A 23,469-nucleotide genomic window follows, 5' to 3' on the forward strand; every position below is an offset into this window, starting at 1 on the left:
TTATGTTTAATCCGGTTGCCACATACCGCATACAGTTTCATAAGAATTTCAATTTCACTGATTTTGAAAAGATTATACCGTACCTGCAAAAGCTGGGTGTAAAAACGGTTTACGCATCGCCTATCTTCGAGGCGGTGCCCGGAAGTATGCATGGATACGATGTGATCAATCCGCATCGCATCAATCCCGAGATCGGTACGGACGGCCAGCTTCGCAGCATCAGCAAAACGTTGCGTGAAGCCGGCATCTCCTGGTTGCAAGACATCGTTCCCAACCACATGGCCTACCATCCCGAAAACATCTGGCTGATGGATGTACTCGAGAAAGGTCGGAACTCGGTCTATGCTTCTTTCTTCGATCAGGCCTGGTCAAGCGAGCTTTTTCATGGACGCCTCACCGTGCCGATCCTCGGTGCATCGCTGGAAGATGTATTGTTCAACCAGGAGCTTCAGGTGATGCGTGCGGAACAACGACTGGTATTTAAGTACTACGACAACGCCTATCCGCTACATCCGCGCTCATATACATCGATCTTGCAAGGCACGGATATGCCTGACGCGATAAATGTGTTCATCAATCAGATCGATGAACTGCACACAGTCGAAGAGCCCGTGGCCTATACGCTGCGGTGGCATGAGCTGATCTTGCAGCTCGAAGCGCTCACCCGGCAGGAAGACATGCTGGAATATATCGAGCAACGCATCCTGGCGGTCAATGACAATAAAGAACTCTTACGAGCCATTGCCGCCGAACAAAATTACACATTCAGTGCCTGGCATCAGACCGATGAGCGCATAACCTTCCGACGCTTCTTTACGGTAAACGAGCTGATCGGCCTGAATATGCAATATGAGAAAGTGTTTGAGCACTACCATATGCTGATAAAAACATATGTCGACGAGGGTATATTTCAGGGGTTGCGCCTGGACCACATCGATGGTTTGTACGATCCTACGCAATACCTCGAACGCCTCCGAGCATTGGTAGGAGAGGATACGTACATCGTAGCCGAAAAAATTCTGCAACTGAACGAGGATATGCCGGCGTGGCCCATTCAAGGGACCACAGGGTATGAATTTCTGGCTTGGGTTAACAACCTGCTGACACCCCCCGAATCAGAAAAAACACTCTCGGCATTCTATAGCACGCTCGTGCCCGACGACCCGGCCATCCGTGGCCAGATCCGCGCCAAAAAAGCTAATATCCTGTTTCGCCATATGGTGGGCGAGCTCAACAATCTCTCCGGCTTCTTACAGGAGTTGAACTTGATTCCGAAAGAACAACGCGAACAAGTCTCGACAGAAGATCTTAAGTCGTGTCTGGCAGAACTGTTGATCCGTTTCCCAACGTATCGTGCGTATAGCAACAAGCTTCCGCTGGAACCGGCGGACGAACATCAGCTCCGCGCATTATTTCGGGATATAAAGCAGGACTTGCCCCAACTTGCCACGGCCGTTGGTTTGTTGGAACAGGCACTACTGGAATCGACGAAAGAAGGCGACGAAGAATACAATACACGTGCCATCCGTTTCTTTCTTCGCTGCATGCAGTTTGCGGGTCCGCTCATGGCCAAAGGCGTAGAAGATACGCTCATGTATACCTATAATCGCTTTCTGGGGCACAACGATGTAGGCGACTCGCCTGAATATTTTGGCCTGGCCGTAGAACAGTTTCACGACATCATGAGACACCGGCAGGAAGCCTGGCCGCTGGCCTTAAATGCTACTTCCACGCATGATACCAAACGGGGGGAAGACGTGCGGGCACGTCTCAATGGATTGGCGGCCCTGGCCGGCGATTGGGTAGAGGCAGTGCGCACCTGGCAGAAACAAAACGCAGTCCTTCGCGAAAAAGACTGCCCGGATGCAAACGATGAGTATTTTATATACCAAACCCTTATCGGGGCACAATCGTCCGACGCACAGTTTCCCGAGCGGCTCGAAGCCTATTTCACAAAAGCCTTCCGGGAAGCCAAACGCCGTACCGATTGGGCCGCGCCCGATGAGGCCTACGAAGAAGCCGTCAAAAAATTCACTACGGGGCTACTGGCAGAACAAGGCACGTGGCAGAAATCATTCCGCGCGCTCTCCGCGCGCGTGGCGGAAGCGGGCCTACAAAATACACTCTCCCAGGTATTGCTGAAATTCACGTGTCCGGGCATTCCGGATGTATACCAGGGGTGTGAGCTGTGGGACCTGAGCCTGGTCGACCCGGACAACCGCCGTCCGGTGGACTATCGTCACCGCCTGGCGCGGTTGGAAGCGCTGGAACAAACTGCCGCCAAAGACCCCGCCGGCATCTGGAGCCAGCTTTGGCAAGATCGCCACGACGCGGGAATAAAACTTTGGCTAACAGCCTGCCTGTTTCGCGAGCGGGCCACGTCAGCAGAAGTCTTTTCGCAAGGTGAATATATACCGCTGGCAGTGGAAGGTACGCACCGTAATCGCATAATTGCCTTTTCACGGAAATATAAAAAGACACAATATATAGTGATCGCGCCACTATACGCCACCGACCAACCTGTGGATTGGCAGGACACCCGTGTGCAACTGCCGCCGGACGCGCCGGAGACATGGCAGAATGTATTCACGCGCGAGAAAACAAAGCAATCGAAACACATCGCCGTAAAGGATGTGCTCGCAATATGCCCCGTAGGCTTATTAAGTGCCTCTGCCCCGCAAAGCAGCCGGAGTGCAGGTATTATACTGCATATTACGTCGCTGCCATCAGTGTTTGGCATCGGTGACCTGGGACCGCAGGCCTATTCCTTTGCCGACTTCTTGTATCGCGCCCACCAAACAGTGTGGCAGCTTCTTCCCTTAAACCCTACCTCGCAAAGTAGTGACGAGTCACCCTACAGTGCGTACTCCGCCATGGCCGGAAATCCCTGGCTCATTAGTCCCGAACTGTTGGCAGAAGATGGTCTGCTCACAACGGATGAACTGGCTGCATCGAGAGTGCCCGCCACCGCAGCCATCGACTTCGCTGCAGTAAAGAAGATAAAACAGCCGCTGTATGACCGTGCCTGGACGCGCTTTAAAACAGGAAACTACCCGGCACTGCAGCAGGAGCTCGACGCATTTGTGAAGACGGAGGCAACGTGGCTAAGCGACTTCTCAGCCTACGAAGCACTTCGCGAGCATCATCATGAAAAGAGCTGGGCATCCTGGCCGAAGGAATTCAGAATGCGCGACCCTCAGGCGTTGCAACAATTCTGTCAGGCGCATAGCGATCGCCTGGACAAAACGCGGTGGTTGCAGTTTATAGTCGATCGTCAGTGGAAGCGGCTAAAATCCTATTGCCGTAGTTTGGACATCAGCTTCCTGGGTGACATACCATTCTATATGAGCTACGACTCCGCCGACGTTTGGGCCAATCCAACACTGTTTGGTTTGGATGATAAGCTCCGTCCGCAATATATCGCCGGCGTGCCCCCCGATTATTTCAATGATCAGGGGCAACTGTGGGGAATGCCGGTATATTGCTGGGATAAGTTGAAAGAGTCGGGATACGCGTGGTGGATCGATCGCTTGCGTAAAAATATTGAACTTTACGACCAGGTCCGCCTGGATCATTTTCGTGCGTTTGAATCCTATTGGGAAGTGCCCGCCGATGCGGAAACAGCGGTAGGAGGAAAGTGGCAAAAAGGCCCGGGGGCCGATTTTTTCCATACGATAGGGCAAGCGTTAGGGAAATTGCCGTTCGTAGCAGAAGACCTGGGCGAAATAACCGAGGATGTATATGCTTTACGCGATGCGTTTGGTTTTCCGGGAATGAAAGTACTTCAATTTGCATTCGGCGACGAATTGCGATCATCGCCCTATGCACCGCATAATTTCGAAAACACAAACTTCATCGTGTACACGGGCACACATGATAATGATACAACACGCGGGTGGTTTACAGATTTGGATGCGGCGGTCCGCAAAACAGTGGTGGAGTATACCGGCACCACGGCAGAGATAAACACAGTGCCTTCCGCCCTGGTAAGACTTGCCCATGCTTCCATTGCGCGAATGGCCATCGTTCCCATGCAGGACATTCTCGGGTTGGCCAGCGATGCCCGCATGAACACACCGGGGTCGGTGGGAGCGAACTGGCGCTGGCGCATGGAGCCCCACGCCATAACCGCGGCGACAGAAGAGTCGCTGCGTACGCTAACACAATATTATAACCGGGGTTAGCCCCGGTAAAGTTAGTTGGCTTTCTTCTCTTCTTTGATGCTTTCACGGGCCAGCTTCGCCATCTCCAGATGGTGTGCCAGGATTGGCAACTTAGCGGTAGCCCAGGCCTTCAGATCGCCATCATTCCCTTTCTCAGATTCTTTTCGAAAGGTATCGATATCCTTCTGGTGATCGTCCACCATCATGTCGGCATAGGCCTTGTCAAAATCTTTTCCCGCCTTTTGAGACAGATCGTCTACCATACGCCGGCTCTTTTCGCTTAAAGAGTCGGGCAATGTTATATTCTTTTGCCCTGCCAGCGCCTTAAGTTCTTCGTTGGCTTTACTGTGGTCCAGCTCCATAGTCTTTCCCAGTTCCTGAATTGCCGGCGTGACGCTTTTTGTCTGCGCAAGCTTACCGAGCGTAACTTCCAGCAGACCGCCATCGGCCGCAGCAACGGCAAACTCGCCGTCCGCTTCAAGATCGAGGGTGTCAAGTTTTTTGTCATTCTCAGCCTCGGCCGCCTCGGTGCTGTCTGGCGACTTGTTACCGCACGAGGTGAAGGACAACAGGGCCGCGAAAGCGACAAGGGATAGATAGATGCGCGTATTCATAATGAATAATATTTCCTTGAAAAATTAAAAAAGTATGCCACTCACAATGGCTAAACATATAACTTCTGGCATACGTCGCAGTAAAACGTGCGACGGTTCGTCTTGCCTAGATACTCTTTTTGAAGCGGCGCCCCATCGCGCGGGCAGGTCTTTTTAGTGTGCGCCTGCCAATGTTTTCGTAAGGTGAACTCCCGTTTCCAGGCTAAAAAGTCGAAGCTATAGCGGACTACTTCGTCGATCAGCTGTCGGCGCTTGGCCGCCGGTAATTTTCCCACGAGGCTTTGGGGATGGATGTGTGTCCGGAAAAGCACTTCGTTTTTGATAATGTTCCCCGAACCCGAAAAGATAGACTGATCCAGCAATGCGTCACACACCAGCATGTCGGGATTGTCCTTGAGCTTTTGCAGCGCCTGCGCCGGGTCCCACTGGTCGCTCATCACGTCCGCCGCCCAATCGTAGAGGTCGTCCAGCGGCTCTTCCAGTAGGCGCAATCCGCAAGCATAAAAATTTATCTCGCCGTTCTTGAATTGAAGGCTAAGACGAGGGGTTTTATCCTTGCGTTCGTTGATGAGATACGATCCGAACAATAAAAAATGAATTCGAAGCGTAAAGGTGGGGAAGCAAATTAGAAAATGCTTTCCCCAACTTTTAAAGCTGCGTATAGACTTACCTTCCAGCATCGCCGGATCAAACTGCTGGGTGTTGCCAGAAGCATGCAGTATTTTTTTTCGGGCATACACACTGACAGCTTCTTTCAGAATGATGATCGACGGACCTTCAGGCATAGTGGCAAGGGTAACGTTACGATTTGGACTCCACCGCGCTGCGTAGCGACACAACCTCCAGGTCTGCACTGGCAGGGCCGGTCAGCACCTTTCCGTCTGGCGAATACCGCGCGCCGTGGCAAGGACAATCCCAGCTTTGCTCCGCAAGGTTCCAGGCGACATGGCACCCCATGTGGGTGCATGTCGGCGATACGGCATGCAACGCACCTTCACTGTCGCGGGACAAAGCAATCGACTTGCCTTCGTATTCTACAACCTGGCCTTCGCCGGGCGCAAGATTTGCCAGATCTTGTAAGGCCTCCGTGGCAAACCAACCGCCGATAAGGTTTTTCGCCACATCCAGGTTGTTCTGCATAAAGCTTGTAAAGCCTGCCACCGGTTTAATGCGCGAAGGACTGAACAGCTCCTGGTATACATTTTCTTGCTTCGTGATCAGGTCGCGCAGGATGCCTGCGGCCACAGTGCTATAGGTCATGCCGTTGCCACCATACCCCGTGGCCACATAGATATTATTTCCATGCATGGGCAGGTTGCCGATATACGGTAGTCCGTCGACCGGTTCAAAGTATTGAGACGACCACTGATACGCGATCGACTCAACGGCAAAGTATTTTCGAACATGTGCCTCCAACGTACGGAAACACTTTTCCGTGTTTTCCTCATGCCCCGTTTTGTGATCTTCACCACCGGCAATTAAATACGACTTACCGTCGACAACCTGTGTGCGGTAATAGTGGTATGGATCATACATATCATAGCAAAGCCCTTCCGGGTATTGGCCGTCGGTCAGGGTGACGGCCATAGCATAGCTTCTCCAGGGGGCCAGGCGCAGGTGCAACAGGTTTATACCCGGCGGCGTGTGGGTGGCATACACCAGGTTAGCCCATAAGGTCATGTGTATGGGGCCAGAAGAAGAGATATCCTCGCTGCAAGAAGCCCTCGAACGTGGCTTTTCAACAGAAGTGCACGCCTATCGATCAAAATCCACCTACCTCGAAATAGCACCGCGTGCCATTTCCAAAGCATCGGGCATGGCACTGGTGCTCAAAACCTGCTACGGCCTGAATGCCTCAAATGCTATGGCGTTTGGCGACAACTATAACGATATGGATATGCTCGCAGCGGCCGGGTGGGGGATTGCCGTGGCCAATGGTCGGGAAGAAGTAAAGGTACTGGCAAAAGAGATAACGCAGGCCAACATTGACGACGGCGTGGCGCAGGCCATCGAAAGATATCTGCTGTAGCGCTAGCGCCGCAAGTCCGGCTGTTGGCGTACGCATTCGACAATAGCCGCAATCATTTCATTAAATCCTTTCACAGTAGACGGCTTGGTAATAAACAGGTCGGCGCCCAGCTGCAGGCATTGGTCGCGCTCCGGCTGCGAAGAAGCCGTCGTAAGAATAACCACCGGCAGACTTTGCAGGCGTGGCTGCGCTTTGAGGCGGGTTAAGATTTCCCGCCCGTGAAGTTTGGGCAAATTCAAATCCAGCACAACGATGTCCGGCAGCGTCTCACATTGCTCCAGGTGCGGCACCACCTTGTCACCCTGGCTGATCGTCTCCATATGGTACGGCACGTCGTTGTCGTGCAGCGCCTGTATCATCAACTCAACGTCGTCTGGATCGTCTTCAACCAACAGAATAGAATAGGTGTTCATGGGTGCTAAAGATACAATTTCACACACGATAATCGCATCGCGAAAACGACTTAATAGATGGTTCGGAAACAATTCCAGGGCGTGTTGCCCTTGTCCGCAGGGTCCTTTTTCTTACCATAATATCCATCCAGAAAACTGCGCGTGTCCGACCACACTGTTTGAATAATACCCTGAAAGTTCTCCTTTATTTCCGGCGTGGCATCCCGCCGGAAGGTACGCATGTCTTCCACCTGGTTTAAGGCCACCGATGGATTACGCCACGGACACGTCGCCACTTTAAACCCTTTCATGGCAAAGTATACCGGTGTCTTATCAGGGCGCTCATAATGCCAGTCGCAGATCATCACATCTTTGGGGATCATATCGATGGCCCGGTGTGTATTGTTCAGACTGGCCTCCCACATCCCCAGTCCGGTAGTCTTACCATCGATCAGGCGGTCGCCCCAGATCCACAGTTGCCGGTTGCGCTGCGCCAGGTAGTCGCGTAACACCCGCACCTCACCAGCAAAAAGCTCCGCCTTGTCGCGGCCGCCACACCGCGGACACTTATCGTCGCCGATATAGAAGACCTCGTCCATGCCGGCGTGAAACGCGTCCGATTCAAAAGCGTCGCAGATCTCATCCATCAGTGAAAACACGATTGGGTGCACTTCCGGGTGCAGGGGGCAATAGCTCTTGCAATACAGTCCGTCGGCGTTGGGCCAGCTATATTTTTCGGGCATCTTGACGTGGGGCGTCTCATCCAACTGCGGATAAACCCGCAGCAGGTTGTGAACGGTTCCTGCCCAGGACTGGTGGCCCAACAGGTTGATCTGCGGAATCACGCGAATGCCTCCGCGCTTACACGCCCAGACCATCTTCTTAACGTCGTCCTTGCTGAGGGCCACGCTGTCGCGTAGCTCGGGATGGTGAACAAACTGGTAGTTCCAGTCAATCCGTAAAATCAGGGTATTTACCTTTCGTGGAACCAGTTCCTCCGAAATAAACTTCACGAACTGATCGACGTCCGCCGGGCGCGGCGCAGCAATACAAAACCCGCGGAGCGGAAAAGTGACAATTTCTTTCTGCTGAGCAGGTAAAATACCGGGTAGCAAGAACAGCGCCATGGCCAGAAGCCGGAAGAATGATTTCGGAGGATTCATCATGATAATACTAGGAAATATGGTATCCAAAATATCAATATTGTAGAATTTCACGAAGCGTTTTTAAACACACATGAGCACACACAAGCAAAAACTTTACGCGCTCTGCAGGGACCACGTACAGCGTCGCATCCAGGACATCAGCCAGGCCCTGGAAGAAGTAAAAGAGTCGGCCAATGAAGAGACTAAAAGCACCGCAGGCGATAAATATGAGACCGCCCGTGCCATGGCGCAAAACGAAATGGAGAAGCTCAATGCGCAGCTACAGGAAAACCGAAAGCTTCAGCAAGTACTGGAACAGATCGACCCGCTGCGAAGCGCCCCGATCATACAGCTCGGCAGCGCCGTAAGAACCACGCAGGGAAACTTCTATATAGCGGTAAGCGCCGGTGCACTCGGTGAGGGCAAAGAAGCATACTTCGCGATCTCCCCGGCATCACCGATCGGGACCCTGCTCATCGGGCGGAAAGTGGGCGATGAATTTCAGTTTAACAAAAAAACATACCGCATCGATTCTGTTGAATAACCGGCTCGACCCCAGATCTTGTACACCCTGACGGTAACGACCTATGCCCCATATCTCGATCATTCCGCGAGGCGGTTGGAAATGAAAAGTGCCTGAATTGGCTGGGTTAATAGATAAAATCCCGTCTGCAGGGTTATGAATACGGGATAAAGATTTCCGGAATCCCGGAATTAAGATGTCAATCGCCGGAACTGATTGTTAAAAAACGTGTGTTATTGGAAAGAATTCTCGTTTTTTGTTTCAACAAGCATAGCTGACTGACCCGTGCATGGATAAAACGTTCGTACGAAAGCTCTATCAATCACACCTGGTGTGCCCCACTTGCCCGTCGCCGGCAGAAGTACAGCATTTCTTTGTGGAATTGCTCGGAGCACTCTTTGCTGACTTCACGCAGCTGGCACACCTCTCGGAGGAACAATTTACCGAGCTTATGGAGCGGCTTCAACGCGACCTTGCCCGGCTACTGCAGAACAACGCCGCCACCGGCACGCTGAGCGCGGTGCAGATAGCAGCCGATTTCTTTGACGCCCTTCCCAACGTCTTTGAAAAGATACAACAAGATGTAGCCGCCATGTATGCCGGTGACCCGGCGGCGAAAAGCGCGGGTGAAGTGGTACGTACCTATCCCGGTTTCTATGCGATCGCCGCCTATCGCATGGCACACCAATTATACCGCCAGAATGTGGTAGACATCCCGCGGATCGTTACCGAGCATGCGCATAGCCGTACGGGTATTGATATTCACCCGGCAGCAACCATCGGCGACTATTTCTGCATCGACCACGGGACGGGCGTGGTAATCGGCGAGACCACTATCATTGGCGATCATGTAAAGATATACCAGGGTGTTACACTGGGCGCGCTTAGTGTTAACAAAGAAGACGCCCGGCGCAAGCGCCACCCCACCCTGCAAGACAACGTCGTCGTCTATGCCGGCGCGACGATACTCGGCGGCGAAACAACCATTGGTCACGACAGCGTGATCGGTGGCAATGTCTGGCTTACACGCAGCGTACCCCCGCATTCGAAGATCTACTACCAGGCAAAAATGTTCAACGACGATACTAATCAGACCGACATGGTCATATTCAAATAAGGAATTTCAGACTTTATATGAACCTCGCAGACCTCATCGGTAATACGCCCCTCGTAACCCTGCAGACCATCCCGGTCAACAAGCGGGTAACAATTTACGGAAAGCTTGAAGGAAATAACCCCGGCGGAAGCGTAAAAGACCGCGCCGCCTATGGTATGATTACCGCGGCGCTCCAACGCGGACAGATCAAGCCCGGCGATAAACTGGTGGAAGCCACCAGTGGCAACACCGGCATAGCGTTGGCCATGATCGCACGTATCATGGGATTGGAAATGACCCTCGTCATGCCCGACAACTCCACACGCGAGCGTGTTCTGGCCATGGAAGCCTACGGCGCCAGGGTCATTCTGACGCCGGCCGCCAGAACCATCGAATACTCGCGCGAGCTGGCGGAGAAAATGGCCGCCGAAGAAGGATATCACATTCTCAATCAATTTGGTAACGCCGACAACTACGGTATGCATTACCGCACCACCGGCCCCGAGATCTGGCGTGACACCGCCGGCAAGGTTACGCACTTTGTCTCGGCCATGGGCACCACCGGCACCATCATGGGCGTGTCGCGCTTCTTGAAAGAACAAAACCCCGCCATACAGATCGTAGGCACGCAGCCAACCGAAGGCTCTTGTATTCCGGGCATTCGCCGGTGGTCTCCCGAATTCTTACCCAAGATCTTTGAACCGCACCGCGTGGACCGCGTCGTGGACGTGCGTGAACAAGACGCACGGACCTATACCAAACGGCTGGCGCGCGAAGAAGGTGTACTGGCCGGCATGAGCAGTGGTGGAGCGTTGAGCGCCGCCCTGCAGATCGCCTCCGAGATCACCGAAGGAGTGATTGTATTCATTGTCTGCGATCGGGGCGACCGCTACCTCAGCTCCGACCTGTTCGAATAACTACAAGTCGTTCTTCAACATAATCCCATTCCTTTTAATGCGAAACCTACTCCTCATCGCCAGCCTGCTGTTACTGGAATTTACAGCAGTTGCACAAGATCCACGGCGTTTTGAAACAGAAGTAACAAATCTGGTCGCGGGCGACACCACGGTAAAGAAGAAAAATCTCATATTGTTTACGGGTAGCTCCAGTGTCCGCCTGTGGCGGCCCGACATCGCCTCGTCATTTCCCGGCAAGAATGTGCTAAACCGGGGCTTCGGAGGCTCACACATGAGTGACCTGATCTTTTATTTCGACAAGCTCATTTTACCCTATCATCCCAAACAGATCTTTATCTATGAAGGCGACAACGACCTGGCTTCCGGCAAAACGCCCGAAGAGGTCATGCGCCAGGCCGATAGTTTGTTACGCCTCATTCGCAAAAAAGTCTCTCGTCGGGTAAACGTAGTTTTCATCGCCGCCAAGCCGAGCCTCGCACGTTGGAATCTTCGAGAGACCTATACCACCTTCAATGGCATGCTGAAAGCATGGGCAGAAAAGAATAAACATGTTACCTATGCCGATGTATGGACACCCATGCTCGATCCCAACGGTAAGGTAAAAGGCGATCTGTTCATCGAAGACGGTCTGCACATGAAAGCTAACGGCTATGAGATCTGGGCGCGCGTGCTGGCCCCCTATGTGAAGTAGGGGAGTGAGGAAAAATATCCTCACAGATGAACGTGCTTGTCTTAGGCTGGCGGGAATGAAAATTGCGTCTAGGTTTACGAACCAACAATGAGCATGTATGGAGTCAAAAACAGATGTTGAGAACGTGGCCAAGACCCAAATGGACAATCGTCTGGCAAAAGCAAAACCCACGAAACTGGGCTGGTCGCCCGAAGAAGTTGAGCGTATTTCACATGCGCTGAACGAAGTGCTGGCCAATTATAGCGTTCACTATCAAAAACTGCGTAATTACCACTGGAACGTTAAAGGCTCCGATTTTTTCGACTTGCACGAACAATTCGAACAGCTTTATACAGAGACACTCATGAACATCGATGAGCTTGCGGAACGCATCCGCGTGTTCGGCCAGACGCCCTTCAGCACGCTGAAAGATTACCTGACAGTTTCTACCATAAAGGAAACGGGAACAGATCTCGAATCCAGCACCATGGTCCGCGAAGTACTGAGTGATTTTACCATCTTGCTGCATTTTATGGCCGACGCCGTTCACGCTGCCGCCGAACAAGGTGACTCCGGTACTGAAGAGATGATCAAGAAGTTTATTAACAAGCTTGAAAAGCATCACTGGATGTTGACTGCTTTTTTGGCGAAGTAAAAGTCGGTTAGGCTTACAATCAGACAGGATTGAATAACATTGTATTCAATCCTGCGTTTTTTTATCCAAAGACCGTAAAATGAAGTTTTATTTTTTACCGCGCTTCCGCGAAACCTGGCGTCAAGTGTGGGTTTCGTTTCAGAGCCGCACGACGTTGCGAAAAGTAATGTATGTCGCCGGCGCGTTCATCGGAGCGTCCGTTTCCTGCGTGTTGATCCTGTTTGTACTTACATGGACGGGGGCCCTCGGACATCTTCCCGATAAAGAAGAGCTGAAGGCCGTTGAAAATCCCCTGGCGACAGAAGTATATAGTGCTGACAGTGTGCTGCTGGGGCGCTACTTCATACAGGAACGCTCCAATGTTAACTATGCCACATTGCCGCGTCACGTGGTCGACGCCGTCGTAGCCACGGAAGACATCCGTTTCTTTGAACATGGTGGTATAGACGGCAAGAGCCTCTTGCGCGTAATGGTAAAAAGCATCCTGCTGCAGCAGGAGTCTTCCGGCGGCGGCAGTACCTTAACACAACAGCTTGCCAAAAATTTATATCCCCGACGGGAGTACTGGCTTTTCTCGATGCCTATCAACAAAATTCGCGAAATGATCCTGGCCTCACGGCTCGAAGCGGTATATAACAAAGAGTCCCTGCTGGCATTGTACCTCAATACAGTTCCATTCGGCGACAATACCTATGGCATTGAGGCTGCCGCGCAACGGTTTTATTCGGTACACGCGGCCGCACTCACCGTCGACCAGGCCGCTGTGTTAGTCGGTATGCTCAAAGCCACATCGTATTATAATCCTCGTCTGCACCCCGAGCGAGCCGCACAGCGACGCAATGTCGTGCTGGCGCAAATGAAAAAATATAATAAGCTATCGCAGGAAGACGTCGCCGCTGCACAGGCGCTGCCGATCAAGCTCTCGTATAATCAGATCAGCCATCACTCCGGTTTAGCGCCGTACTTTCGCGAATATATCCGGGAAGAGCTGCAGGAGTGGTGTGAACAACATACAAAAGCCAACGGTAAGCACTATAACCTGTATACCGATGGCTTAAAGATCTATACCACGATCGACTCGCGATTGCAACAATATGCCGAAATCGCTGTGAGCAACCAAATGGCGGGACTTCAGAAACGGTTCCTGGAACATTGGGGCAGTAAAGATCCCTGGTATAACAAACCGGCCGTCCTGGACAATGCCTTGCGTAAATCCGAGCGGTACCGGTCACTGGCTCGCCAGGGGCTGGGCCATGAAGAGATCATCCACGCCATGCAGGAGCCAGTCCTCATGAATGTGCTGGCAGAAGAAGGGGAGAAGGAACGTGTCATGAGCCCATACGATTCTGTTCGGCATTACCTCCGGTTTCTGCAGGCAGGCATGTTGGCCCTTGACCCGCGCCAGGGCGCCGTCCGTGTGTGGGTAGGGGGAATCAACCACCAGTTCTTTCAATACGACCATGTGCGGGAGAATACTCGCCGGCAGATCGGCTCGACGTTTAAGCCGATCGTATATGCCGCGGCGCTGGAACAAGGTGTTGATCCCTGCGATTTTGTCTCCGCTGCAAAAACAGAATATACCAATGTCGAAGGCTGGAAGCCGGAAAATACCGAAGAGAACTACGACCGTAAGTACTCACTCACCGGGGGCCTGGCGTACTCAGTTAACACGGTGTCGGTACGCGTGCTGGAAAAAGCCGGCATCGACAACACTATCGCGCTTGCCCGCCGTATGGGCATCGAAAGTGACCTGCCGGCAGTGCCCGCCATCGCCCTGGGCGCAGCCAACATCTCGATGATCGAAATGGTACGTGCCTATGCGTGCTTTGTTAACAACGGCAAGACGACTACACCCTACTATCTTACAGCCATCCAGGACCATACCGGCAAGTCATTGCAGGTTTTCACAGCATCCGACGAGTCTGTACAGGCCATGTCGCCCGAGACAGCGCAGATGATGGTTGAAATGCTCAAACACACCGTCAACGAAGGCACTGCGACCGGCCTCCGGTCGCGCTATGGCATACACAACGACATCGCCGGCAAAACCGGTACGACGCAGTCCAACGCCGATGGCTGGTTCATTGCCATGACCCCGCGTCTGGTCATCGGTTCCTGGGTTGGTGCCGACGACCCGCGCATTCGGTTCCGCAAAACCTCGCTCGGTCAGGGAGCCCGCACGGCCCTGCCCATCGTCGGCGATTTCCTGCATCAGGTCAACGCCGATAACCGCTTTGCCAACATCAGTCAGGCCCGCTTCCCCGCGCTCTATCCATCCCTGGCCAACAAGCTTGCCTGCGATCTATACCGATCGGACAGCAACATGTTCCAGCGCCTGTTCGGTAAAAAGAACAAAGAGGAAAAACGAGCCTTCGGCGAACCCGAAAAAAAGAAAAAGGGCTTTCTCAAGCGCTTGTTCGGACGCTGATGGCCGTCGCATCTTTTTCGTTATCTTGGGGCCATGCTTTCCGCCCCCGTTGATATCGAACGAAATATACTCTTTGACATGGCGGAAGAGTTCATCCATCAAACCTCCCGGCCCGTGTTCCTCACAGGCAAGGCCGGCACCGGTAAGACCACCTTTCTGCGTCATATCAAGACGACCACAAAAAAAAACACGGTTATCGTGGCGCCTACCGGCGTGGCCGCGATTCACTGTGGCGGCACCACCATACATTCTTTTTTTCAGCTGCCGTTCACGCCCTTTGTGCCCGACGCAAAGCCTGGCTTCGAACATGCCGACGACATGAGCGACAAGTATTCGTTGCTGCAGGATCTTAAGCTCGATTCCGAAAAACGGGCTGTCATTCGCGCGCTGGAGCTGCTCATCATCGACGAAGTCTCGATGGTGCGTAGCGACACCCTCGATGCCATCGACACCGTGCTGCGATACATTCGGCGGAAACCATACCGCCCCTTTGGGGGCGTGCAAGTGTTATTCATCGGTGACCTGTTTCAGCTGCCCCCTGTTATCCCCGATGACCAATGGCGCATTCTGCGCGAGTATTACGACGGACCGTTCTTTTTCCAGGCGCGCGTCCTGCAACAGGTAAAGCCTCTGTACCTCGAGCTAAAGAAAATCTACCGCCAGCGCGACCCCGACTTCATTCGCGTCCTGAACAATGTGCGCAACAATACCATGGAAGAGGAAGACTACCTCCGGTTGCACGAGCGGTATCAACCGGGCTTCCGCCCATCCGCGCAGGAACAATACATCACGCTGACCACGCACAACCACAAAGCCGACGCGATCAACGCCGGCGAGCTCGAAAAGTTGCCGGGTCCTACCTGGCGCTTCGAAGGGGAGGTGCGCGGCGACTTTCCGGAACGCAACTTTCCAACCGACCGGGTACTGCACCTGCGCGTCGGCGCACAGGTAATGTTTATCAAGAACGACATGGAGCGCGTACGCCGGTACTACAACGGCAAGATCGGACGCATCACCCACATCACGTCCGATCGCATAGTCGTTATTTTCCCCGGCGAAGGACCCGAGCTGGAGGTACAAAAAGACACCTGGAAAAATATCCGCTATACATTCAATTCCCGCACGCGCCAGGTCGAGGAAGAGATACTCGGAGAGTTTACCCAGTACGCCATTCGGTTGGCCTGGGCCGTGACCATCCACAAAAGCCAGGGACTGACCTTCGAACGCGCCATTGTCGATGCAGGCAGCTCCTTCGCGGCAGGACAAGTATATGTGGCGTTAAGCCGGTGCACCTCGCTGCAAGGCATCGTGTTGCACTCCCGCATCCTGGCCAGCAGCATCATGACCGATGAACGTATCATTCGGTTTGCCCAGGAAGAAGCATCGCTCGAATCGCTAGGTCCGCTGTTGCAACAAGAGCGGCGACAGGTGGCGCTAGAGGCGGTAGCTGCTTTATTCGACCTGGCCGGCGTGCAAGACGAGCTCATCCGTTTTCGTGACGAATTGTCCCAACGCATGTTCCGCGACAAGGCCGACGCCGAAGCCATGACCGACGACATGGTCATGAAAATGAACGTACTGCAAAATGTAGCACAGCGGTTCCAGGAACAGCTCCGGCGTATCGTACAAGAGGCATCCGTCCAAAACGATTTCCAGCCAGTTTACGCTCGTCTCGAAAACGCGCGCGAATATTTCTCCAACCGTCTGCGAGATGACTTTCAAGGCCTGCTCGAAGAACATTACGAGGTCATGAAAGACCGCCCCCGCGTAAAAAAATACCTGGGCGATTTGCAGGCCCTCCGTGAAGCCATCGAACAGACATACACCGACGTCCAACGCTCCGCCGACGTAACCTTTTAATCCCAGCGCCCAGCGAGCCAAAACATAAATGACGGTGTCATGAGCCTGTCCTTTAGCGCGGACTAAACTCGGGCTATACTCGGGCTATACTCGGACTCAACACGGAGACATCCTCCCTTTATCGCTCCGGCTGACAGCCACTCTTCTTCATTGAATCAACTATTAAATTACTGATATACAGTGCGATATTAAAAATATTGCCATTTGTTTAACAAAACATAGACAAATCCCGTTATTTGTTTTACAAAACATATACAAATGAGCAAGGAATACCTCGGCGAATTTGAAGAATTGGTATTAACCATGGTAGGGGTATTAGGCGAAGAAGCCTATGGTAATGCCATCGTAACAGCCATCAAAGACCGCCTGGACCGCGAATCCAACCTTAGCGCCGTACACGTTACGTTGTACCGTCTCGAAGATAAAGGCCTGGTCAAGTCGGCCATGGGTGGTGTTACAAACGCCCGCGGAGGCCGGCGGAAGCGAATATTCAATATCACCAATGCCGGCCTGTCCATGTTGCGCACGATGAAAGAAGCCCGCATGGACCTTTGGAAACTGATCCCACAGCTTGACATAACCGCGGCATAGCCATGCGCCAGCAATCCGGACAACCACCTGTTACGGCCCTGCGCTTTCTGCGATGGTTCTGCCCACCGGCACTATACGAAGGTATCGAAGGCGATTTGCTCGAACAATTTGAAATAGATCGTGCTGCTGTCGGCCATCGCATCGCCCGTCGCCGGTTTACCTGGCAGGTGCTGCGCTTTTTCCGCCCCGGCATACTGCTGCGAAACAAAATCTCATACACCCTAACCCCCGCATCGATGATACAAAACTACGGCAAGGTCATGCTGCGCGTCCTGTGGAAGCAAAAGACCCAGTCAGCCATTCACATCTTTGGCCTCACCATGGGGTTGGCCTTCGCCTTGATGACCGGCATCTTTGTCGACCAGGAGCTTCGCGTAAACAACTCGTTGCGCGACGTCGATCGCCTGTACATGGCAGAAACTACCACGACCGACGGTGCTTTCTGGCATCCCTTCCTATCACCCGCCCCGCTGGCAGCGGTAGTCACTGAACAGTATCCCTCGTTGTTTGAAGGATACTATCGCTACTGGGACAAGATGATCACCGTGTCCAGGGAAGACCAGCACTTCCGTATTCAGAGCCTGATCGGCGACTCGACGCTGATCTCGTTCCTGGGGCTGCCGGTACTGCATGGTGACGTCGTAAAGCCCTTTCGCGATACACGCTCCATGGTAGTCACGCGGACTACCGCGCTCCGGTTCTTTAATCGCACAGACGTAATAGGAGAGATCCTCACACTGTCGGGTGAGTCGGGCGATAACAAGCGCTACGACTATACAATAACCGCCGTCCTCGACGACCTGCCTCGAAACTCCATCACCGATTTGTTGGACATGAATGCACAGATTTTCCTGTGCCTGCAAAAAAACGATGTATATAAGTTGAACGACCCCGGGAAATGGGAGAGTGGCGTTATGGTTAGCTACCTCAAGCTCCGCACAGGCGCCATGCGTTCAGATGCCGAACGGGCTATTGCTAAAATCATGCAGACGCAAACGCCCGAGTCCCTACGCAAGCTTATCGTATCGCTCAATCCGTTGCGTACCTACTACCTGGAGGCAAACGACGGCCGCGTCAGGAAACTTATCTATACCGTATCGGCCATAGCCGTTTTTATCCTGGTGCTTGCTGTGATTAATTTTATTAACATCACGATTGGCAGCGCCTTAGGGCGCCTCCGCGAGATTGGCGTGCGCAAGGCCATTGGCAGTCGGCGGGGGCAGCTCATCACCCAGTTCTTGTCGGAGTCGATGGCCCTTAGCATCGGAGCGTTCCTGCTGGCATTGGTAGTATACATGCTGGCGCGTCCCTATGCGAGTGATGTGTTGGGTATCGCCCTGCCTGCGCTCGGTGAGCTGAGTATTAAGTTCACCGGCGTGATGCTGTTGCTTACGCTCACCGTCGGACTGCTCGCCGGTGCCTATCCGGCTTTCCTGCTTTCATCCTACAATGCCGTCGAATCACTTCGTAACAAGGCCTCATCGCTCAAGGCGGGCGGTGGCCTTTCGCGGTCCCTCGTAGCCATGCAATTTATACTGGCCATCGGTGTCTTTGCATTCTCCATCGTCATCACACGCCAGGTAGCATTCTTCTTACAAAAAGACCTCGGGTATAACAAAGACTATGTGTTGACAATCTCATCCGTTCCGCGTCGCTGGTCCGAAGAAGGTGTGCGTACGATGGAAGCCGCGCGACTGGAATTCCTGGCCTTACCGATGGTGAAAAATATAAGCCTGTCCTGGGAAATCCCCGCCGGCAACTATGGCAATCAGCTACAGTTCTATCGCCAGGGTGTGGAAGAAGACAAAGCTGTCGACATGCCCATGCTGATGACCGACGAACATTTTGCCGATACCTACGGTATTCCCATGAAGGAAGGTACATTCCTGGCAGACGAACAACATACCTGGCACCTGGGGGACCTCGTCGTCAATGAGTCCGCCGGCAAAACACTCGGCGTGGGCGTAGGCGATAAGGTGCGAATAAAAGGCGACACGGTCGTGTTCACTGTCGCCGGTATCATCAAAGACTTTCACTTCTTTTCCCTCCACGAAAATGTGAAGCCCATGGCCTTCTTACACACCCGTGGCACGAAGGCCTTCCGGCATTTCTCGATCAAGCTGGAGGCGGGCGATATGGCCGGCGCTGTGGCCGCCGTAGAAGCGAAATGGCGCCAGGTATTTCCCGACGACCCTTTCGTATATGCCTTCATGGACCAGGAACTGGCCAAACTGTATAAGAATGAAATTCGATTGAAAAAAGCCTCCAATCTGGCGACAGGGCTGATGCTTGTTATTGTCTTCACCGGCGTGTTTGGGATGGTATCGCTCGCGGTATCGAAGCGCACCAAAGAAATGGGCATTCGCAAAGTATTGGGCGCATCCGTCGACAGTATCATTCTACTTATGTCGAAACCGTATCTCATCCTGATTGGCCTGGCCTGCGCCGTGGCCACGCCGTTGGCCTATTACTTCAGTATACAGTGGCTACAGGCATTTACCTACCGGCTGCCGCCGGCATGGTGGTGCTTTGTGTTGCCCGTCGTGGCCATCCTGACGTTAACCCTGCTGTTAGTGGCCGCCAGATCCCTGCGCACGGCATCGGCCAATCCCACACGTGCCCTGCGGTATGAATAAAAAAAAGAGGTCCTGCGAACAGCATGTTGCAGGGACCTCTAACAGTATGTATTTACTAGCGTTTGTAACTCCGCAGCGTCGTCTTCAGACGATCGGAGCGATCTCGGATCTTCGCCGGCAATGCTTTCAACGAAGGGCGGCGGCTGCCATCCTCGGCCACTGTGATATTGGAAATATCGACATAGGCGCCGTCTGTTTTGTAGAACGTCTGGGCAATGAAAGGTATCTGACCGGATTGTTGATCCCAGGTGTTGTTAATATTGTCCAGCGTATAGGTGGCGTCAAAAGCTACGTCATCTTCCAGGAAGTCGCCATCGGCAAACGTCACATGCACGACGCTGAAGCCGAGGTCGTCGACTGTACCACTATAGTAGATAAAGCTGAGTCCGAAATCGGCATCCGAAATGTCGAGCGCATCAGGAATAATAATGCTTTCAGCACCCTCCGTGTCCGGAAAAGCAGACGCAACGAAAGGACCGAGGTCCTCGCCGGGATCAGCGGCCCACAAGAGAAGGTCCATGTCAACGCCGGCTTCCGCATTCCAAAAGAGTAGAATCGCTCTTCCATCCTCCTGGTTAAGTTGAATCTTCGCCGGTGCCGGCGCTACTTGTGCAGCAACGGAATTTGATGTCAGCGAAATTTCAATGGTTTCGTCATTCTCCAGGAAGAAATCGGAGTAAATGTGAAGATCGATTTTAGCAGTAGTAGCACCTTTTTCAATTACAATCTTACCATCCTCACCGTTCACAACATAGTAGTCGGTAAATCTTGACGCGTCATTATCAAACGCTTTCATAGAATCGAGCGCGTTGCCCGCCAGGGTATAGCTCAAGGTCAGCTTTTCAGGAGCAGCCTTGCTTAGCGTTAGCAGCACCGAAAGGTCGCGTGCATCTTCGCTCGTAACAATGCTCGGTTCATCGAACGAGATCTGTACGACGTCGCCTTCGTCCTCATCGTCCAGGATCGTTACTTTGGTCGTATTGTCCTCCGCAATATCTACATTGTCGACATCGACATCGTCCAGGGTGATGTCGATGGTTTCGTTACCCTCATAGGTCCCGTCGGAAACAATTTGGATCTCGATCCCGCCGCTGGTTTCTCCTTTCTTGATGTCAACCTCGCCATGATCGCCAATGATTTCATAGTCGGCAGCCGCGCCCGACGATGCCGCGGTCAATTTATCGATGGCTGTTCCGGCCAGTGTATACGACACTGTCAGATCTTCCGTTGCCGCGCGATCCAGCACAATATTTACAGTAAGGACACCACTGCCTTCGCCGGCGGATACCGTACTTTTTTCAAAAGAAACAGTGGCGCGGGGCGTTGGCTCATTATCGTCGTCCTTACACGCCGATAGACTTACACCAACAACAGCCAGCGCAAGCAAAGATTTGGTAATTGGATAAGGGTTTCGCATGATATTAAGATTTAGGTTTTGTAACGGATTATGGATGTAGTAAAGTATAGGTTTATTATTGTGATGAAATTAAAAGCGTACTCCAGCCCGTGCACGGGTTACTGAATTCATAGACCCCGTCGCTGTATCGGAAAACGTAGGTGGTACCACCGTCCGTCAGGTGCTCAATATAGGTTTGGACCGCCGCCAGGTTTGCCGCTGAGGTCTGGGCATCACCGAACTGACTGATCTCCGGCGCAAAATTGAACTTCAGGTTGTTGTCTTCCAGGATCGGCACAAACTCCCACAACGCAAAGGTGATGGTGCCGTCTGGATTCTGTATCCGAAATCCAATGGCATTCAACACCGAGCCGTCGCCCAGGGAGTAATTGTAATATAACTGAATATGCGTGGGTGTATTGATGTCAGCCGTTACTTGCTCATAGGCCGACTCCCCCAGGTACGCCACGTTGGCAGGAGGAGCCGAGAAGAAATCGTAGTCTGTAAAGGTCGCACCACTGGCGTCTGCTACCGATGTTTCCAACAAGACATTGTCGCCTGCCGAGGTCACACCTCTGTAGGCGTGCAACGGGATGGGGTCGGCGCACAGGTTTAGTTCGGTATTCTCCAGGCCCTTTACCTGGACGCCTTTCAGCGAAGTGGCAATGCCGACAAACGTTCCCGCCAGCGGCGTGTCAAAAACAATGGAATCGTTCTTCAGATAATAACCCGTGGTGAAGTTTAGCTGTTGCGTATTGGCTGTGTTACTTTTCCTGGAGGCGGAGGAGATCGTCAGCACCCGATAAGATTCCTGCAGCGACATATAAAAAATCAAATCCTTGTTGGTATAGGTCATCTGTAGCGATGTCGTAATCTTGTGCAGATCGGCCGTCATGGTAGTGAGCTTCTGAGCCACTTGCAGGCCGAGGGCGTTTAGGTCATTTTCGGTCGCCTCTTCGAATAATAGCTGAGTGGGGTTGGAAGCATCTGATTTACTGCTAAACAGCAATGACCCGTTTTCGTTTTTACGCACATAGTTAAACTCAAACTCGGCGCCAAACGTAGCGCGGTCGAATTCGAAGAGATACGCAAAGAACGAGTAGTTCTCCATGATGAGTTCCAGGCCCAGGGAGCTGTCGATACGATAACCGACGGTTTGCTCGTAAAATTTGCCGTCGTCGGCGCCCAGATCGGTCTTGATCGTTACTTTGTTATCATCCTGGAAATCGAGCAATACCAGAAACGATCCATAACCTTCCTGCGGTGTATAGAGCAATTTCCAGCCGTGCGCCGGGTCCACCAGGCTGCTTTTCAAATTGGCCTTGGCTTCGGCAATACGTTCGTCCGCCGACTTGTCGAATTTATTGAAATCGTCATCCTTACAGCCCGACAGTAAAAGCACGAAGCAGAACAACGTTAAAGGAATTGATTTTTTTATCGGTAAATACATAATGACCATGGGTAGAAGGTTATTCAGATAGTTTCTCTTGAACAAGGGCTCGGATCTCCAGCAAGTCTACGCCGGTATACTGCTTGTAATGCGCCAGAATTGCATTGTACTTCTGGCGGATCAACGCACGTCCCTCGTTTCGGGCGAAACAATCTGCCGTGGCACAGTTTGCCTCGTCATCGTAATAACGCTCATAGAAATTCGGGTAGTACAGCATAAACGCAACCGTCTCGGCAAAATCTTCATTGAATGCGCTGGTGGCATAAGGCGATACAAAGCCGCGCTGCAGCGCCTCTTCATCACTCAGCACAAACCACGATCCCGAAGAAGAATAGCCTTGCGGAGAGATGCTCTGAAAGTTGGGTGGCAACTTAAAGTTTTGGTGCATCACGTGCGCAAACTCGTGGTAGATGGTGCCAAGTTGCAGGAACAGCCATTGTTGGTCGAGCGTGTCAATGTAGTTCACACGCGACAGTGTTATCCGTGCGCCCGCATCCGCCGTACCCAGGATTTCCGTGCCATCGGCGTTGTAAATGGTAGAACCAATGAACACGACTTCGGAAGGCACGTACCGTTTAAAGAACTTGCTACCATTCGGCACGCTAACGAATGGCTCAATCCAATAGCTTTCTAAGAATTTCAGCATTGGAATAACATTATCGCGATCGGGCGGTGTCACCCGCTTGCTTGGATCTACGTATCGATCCACATAAGCATATCGTACGGCGATGCTATAGGGCTTGACGAAATTCTGTTGAATATAAACGTCCAACTCGTCTGTTGACGGAGTTGTTTCTCGCTGCGGAATAGTAACGTCGTCGCTTTGGTAGCAGGCAACCATCAGGAGCAACGGGCCGGCTAGCAATAACGAGGAAATTTTGGTGATGATATGTTTCATACGGAA

Annotated in this window: 19 protein-coding genes; 11 read left to right on the forward strand and 8 right to left on the reverse strand. The window is 52.6% G+C overall.

What is annotated here, in order from left to right; all coding sequences use genetic code 11:
- Positions 1–2: 2 nt before the first annotated feature.
- Positions 3–4,184 (forward strand): malto-oligosyltrehalose synthase, encoded by a 4,182-nt coding sequence (treY, locus tag K7P01_RS20115; RefSeq protein WP_267296371.1) that lies wholly within the window; start codon positions 3–5, stop codon positions 4,182–4,184.
- Between the two features lie 11 nt (positions 4,185–4,195).
- On the opposite strand, the gene K7P01_RS20120 is transcribed toward treY, so the two are convergent.
- Genes K7P01_RS20120 through K7P01_RS20130 form a run of 3 tightly spaced genes read right to left on the reverse strand, consistent with a single transcriptional unit; the run spans position 4,196 to position 6,457 of the window.
- On the reverse strand, positions 4,196–4,777 hold the full coding sequence (locus K7P01_RS20120) for a DUF4142 domain-containing protein (protein ID WP_267296372.1): 582 nt from the start codon (positions 4,775–4,777) through the stop codon (positions 4,196–4,198).
- 50 nt (positions 4,778–4,827) lie between these two features.
- A complete protein-coding gene (locus K7P01_RS20125; RefSeq protein WP_267296373.1) occupies positions 4,828–5,562 on the reverse strand; it encodes a DNA-formamidopyrimidine glycosylase family protein in 735 nt (244 codons plus the stop codon).
- A 16-nt stretch (positions 5,563–5,578) separates the two neighbouring features.
- Positions 5,579–6,457 carry an FAD-dependent oxidoreductase gene (locus tag K7P01_RS20130; RefSeq protein WP_267296374.1) on the reverse strand — a complete coding sequence of 293 codons (879 nt, stop codon included), beginning with the start codon at positions 6,455–6,457 and terminating at the stop codon, positions 5,579–5,581.
- A gap of 4 nt (positions 6,458–6,461) precedes the next feature.
- On the opposite strand from K7P01_RS20130, the gene K7P01_RS20135 reads away from it, so the two are divergent.
- Entirely contained in the window at positions 6,462–6,806 is a 345-nt protein-coding gene (locus tag K7P01_RS20135) for an HAD family hydrolase (RefSeq protein WP_267296375.1), read from the forward strand.
- A gap of 2 nt (positions 6,807–6,808) precedes the next feature.
- Here the strand turns inward: K7P01_RS20135 and K7P01_RS20140 are convergent, their stop codons facing one another.
- On the reverse strand, positions 6,809–7,219 hold the full coding sequence (locus K7P01_RS20140) for a response regulator (RefSeq protein ID WP_267296376.1): 411 nt from the start codon (positions 7,217–7,219) through the stop codon (positions 6,809–6,811).
- A 50-nt stretch (positions 7,220–7,269) separates the two neighbouring features.
- A complete protein-coding gene (locus K7P01_RS20145; RefSeq protein ID WP_267296377.1) occupies positions 7,270–8,364 on the reverse strand; it encodes a family 20 glycosylhydrolase in 1,095 nt (364 codons plus the stop codon).
- A gap of 70 nt (positions 8,365–8,434) precedes the next feature.
- Between K7P01_RS20145 and K7P01_RS20150 the strand changes: the two genes are divergently transcribed.
- The 9 genes from K7P01_RS20150 to K7P01_RS20190 all read left to right on the forward strand — a co-directional run bounded on the left by K7P01_RS20150 (position 8,435) and on the right by K7P01_RS20190 (position 19,719).
- On the forward strand, positions 8,435–8,887 hold the full coding sequence (locus tag K7P01_RS20150; RefSeq protein WP_267296378.1) for a GreA/GreB family elongation factor: 453 nt from the start codon (positions 8,435–8,437) through the stop codon (positions 8,885–8,887).
- A gap of 268 nt (positions 8,888–9,155) precedes the next feature.
- Complete coding sequence (gene epsC, locus K7P01_RS20155; RefSeq protein ID WP_267296379.1) at positions 9,156–9,983, forward strand: serine O-acetyltransferase EpsC; 828 nt, start codon at positions 9,156–9,158, stop codon at positions 9,981–9,983.
- A 17-nt stretch (positions 9,984–10,000) separates the two neighbouring features.
- Positions 10,001–10,879: a cysteine synthase CysM gene (gene cysM / locus K7P01_RS20160; RefSeq protein ID WP_267296380.1), complete on the forward strand. Its 879-nt coding sequence runs from the start codon at positions 10,001–10,003 to the stop codon at positions 10,877–10,879.
- A gap of 37 nt (positions 10,880–10,916) precedes the next feature.
- Positions 10,917–11,570, forward strand: a complete 654-nt coding sequence (locus K7P01_RS20165) for an SGNH/GDSL hydrolase family protein (protein ID WP_267296381.1) — start codon at positions 10,917–10,919, stop codon at positions 11,568–11,570.
- A gap of 97 nt (positions 11,571–11,667) precedes the next feature.
- Positions 11,668–12,204, forward strand: coding sequence for a Dps family protein (locus K7P01_RS20170; protein ID WP_267296382.1), 537 nt, complete (start codon positions 11,668–11,670; stop codon positions 12,202–12,204).
- 79 nt (positions 12,205–12,283) lie between these two features.
- Positions 12,284–14,632, forward strand: a complete 2,349-nt coding sequence (locus K7P01_RS20175; protein ID WP_267296383.1) for a penicillin-binding protein 1A — start codon at positions 12,284–12,286, stop codon at positions 14,630–14,632.
- Positions 14,633–14,665: 33 nt separating this feature from the next.
- Complete coding sequence (locus K7P01_RS20180) at positions 14,666–16,492, forward strand: ATP-dependent DNA helicase (RefSeq protein WP_267296384.1); 1,827 nt, start codon at positions 14,666–14,668, stop codon at positions 16,490–16,492.
- A gap of 258 nt (positions 16,493–16,750) precedes the next feature.
- The gene (locus K7P01_RS20185; protein WP_267296385.1) at positions 16,751–17,083 is read left to right on the forward strand and encodes a PadR family transcriptional regulator; all 333 of its coding nucleotides are present in this window, start codon (positions 16,751–16,753) and stop codon (positions 17,081–17,083) included.
- Between the two features lie 2 nt (positions 17,084–17,085).
- Positions 17,086–19,719: an ABC transporter permease gene (locus K7P01_RS20190; protein WP_267296386.1), complete on the forward strand. Its 2,634-nt coding sequence runs from the start codon at positions 17,086–17,088 to the stop codon at positions 19,717–19,719.
- Between the two features lie 55 nt (positions 19,720–19,774).
- Here the strand turns inward: K7P01_RS20190 and K7P01_RS20195 are convergent, their stop codons facing one another.
- The 3 genes from K7P01_RS20195 to K7P01_RS20205 all read right to left on the reverse strand — a co-directional run bounded on the left by K7P01_RS20195 (position 19,775) and on the right by K7P01_RS20205 (position 23,463).
- Positions 19,775–21,136, reverse strand: coding sequence for a Calx-beta domain-containing protein (locus K7P01_RS20195; protein WP_267296387.1), 1,362 nt, complete (start codon positions 21,134–21,136; stop codon positions 19,775–19,777).
- A 55-nt stretch (positions 21,137–21,191) separates the two neighbouring features.
- Complete coding sequence (locus K7P01_RS20200; protein WP_267296388.1) at positions 21,192–22,517, reverse strand: DUF4302 domain-containing protein; 1,326 nt, start codon at positions 22,515–22,517, stop codon at positions 21,192–21,194.
- A gap of 67 nt (positions 22,518–22,584) precedes the next feature.
- Entirely contained in the window at positions 22,585–23,463 is an 879-nt protein-coding gene (locus K7P01_RS20205; protein WP_267296389.1) for a substrate import-associated zinc metallohydrolase lipoprotein, read from the reverse strand.
- Positions 23,464–23,469 lie beyond the last annotated feature (6 nt).

The sequence above is a fragment of the Parachryseolinea silvisoli genome (assembly GCF_021190955.1).
Taxonomy (GTDB): domain Bacteria; phylum Bacteroidota; class Bacteroidia; order Cytophagales; family Cyclobacteriaceae; genus Ohtaekwangia; species Ohtaekwangia silvisoli.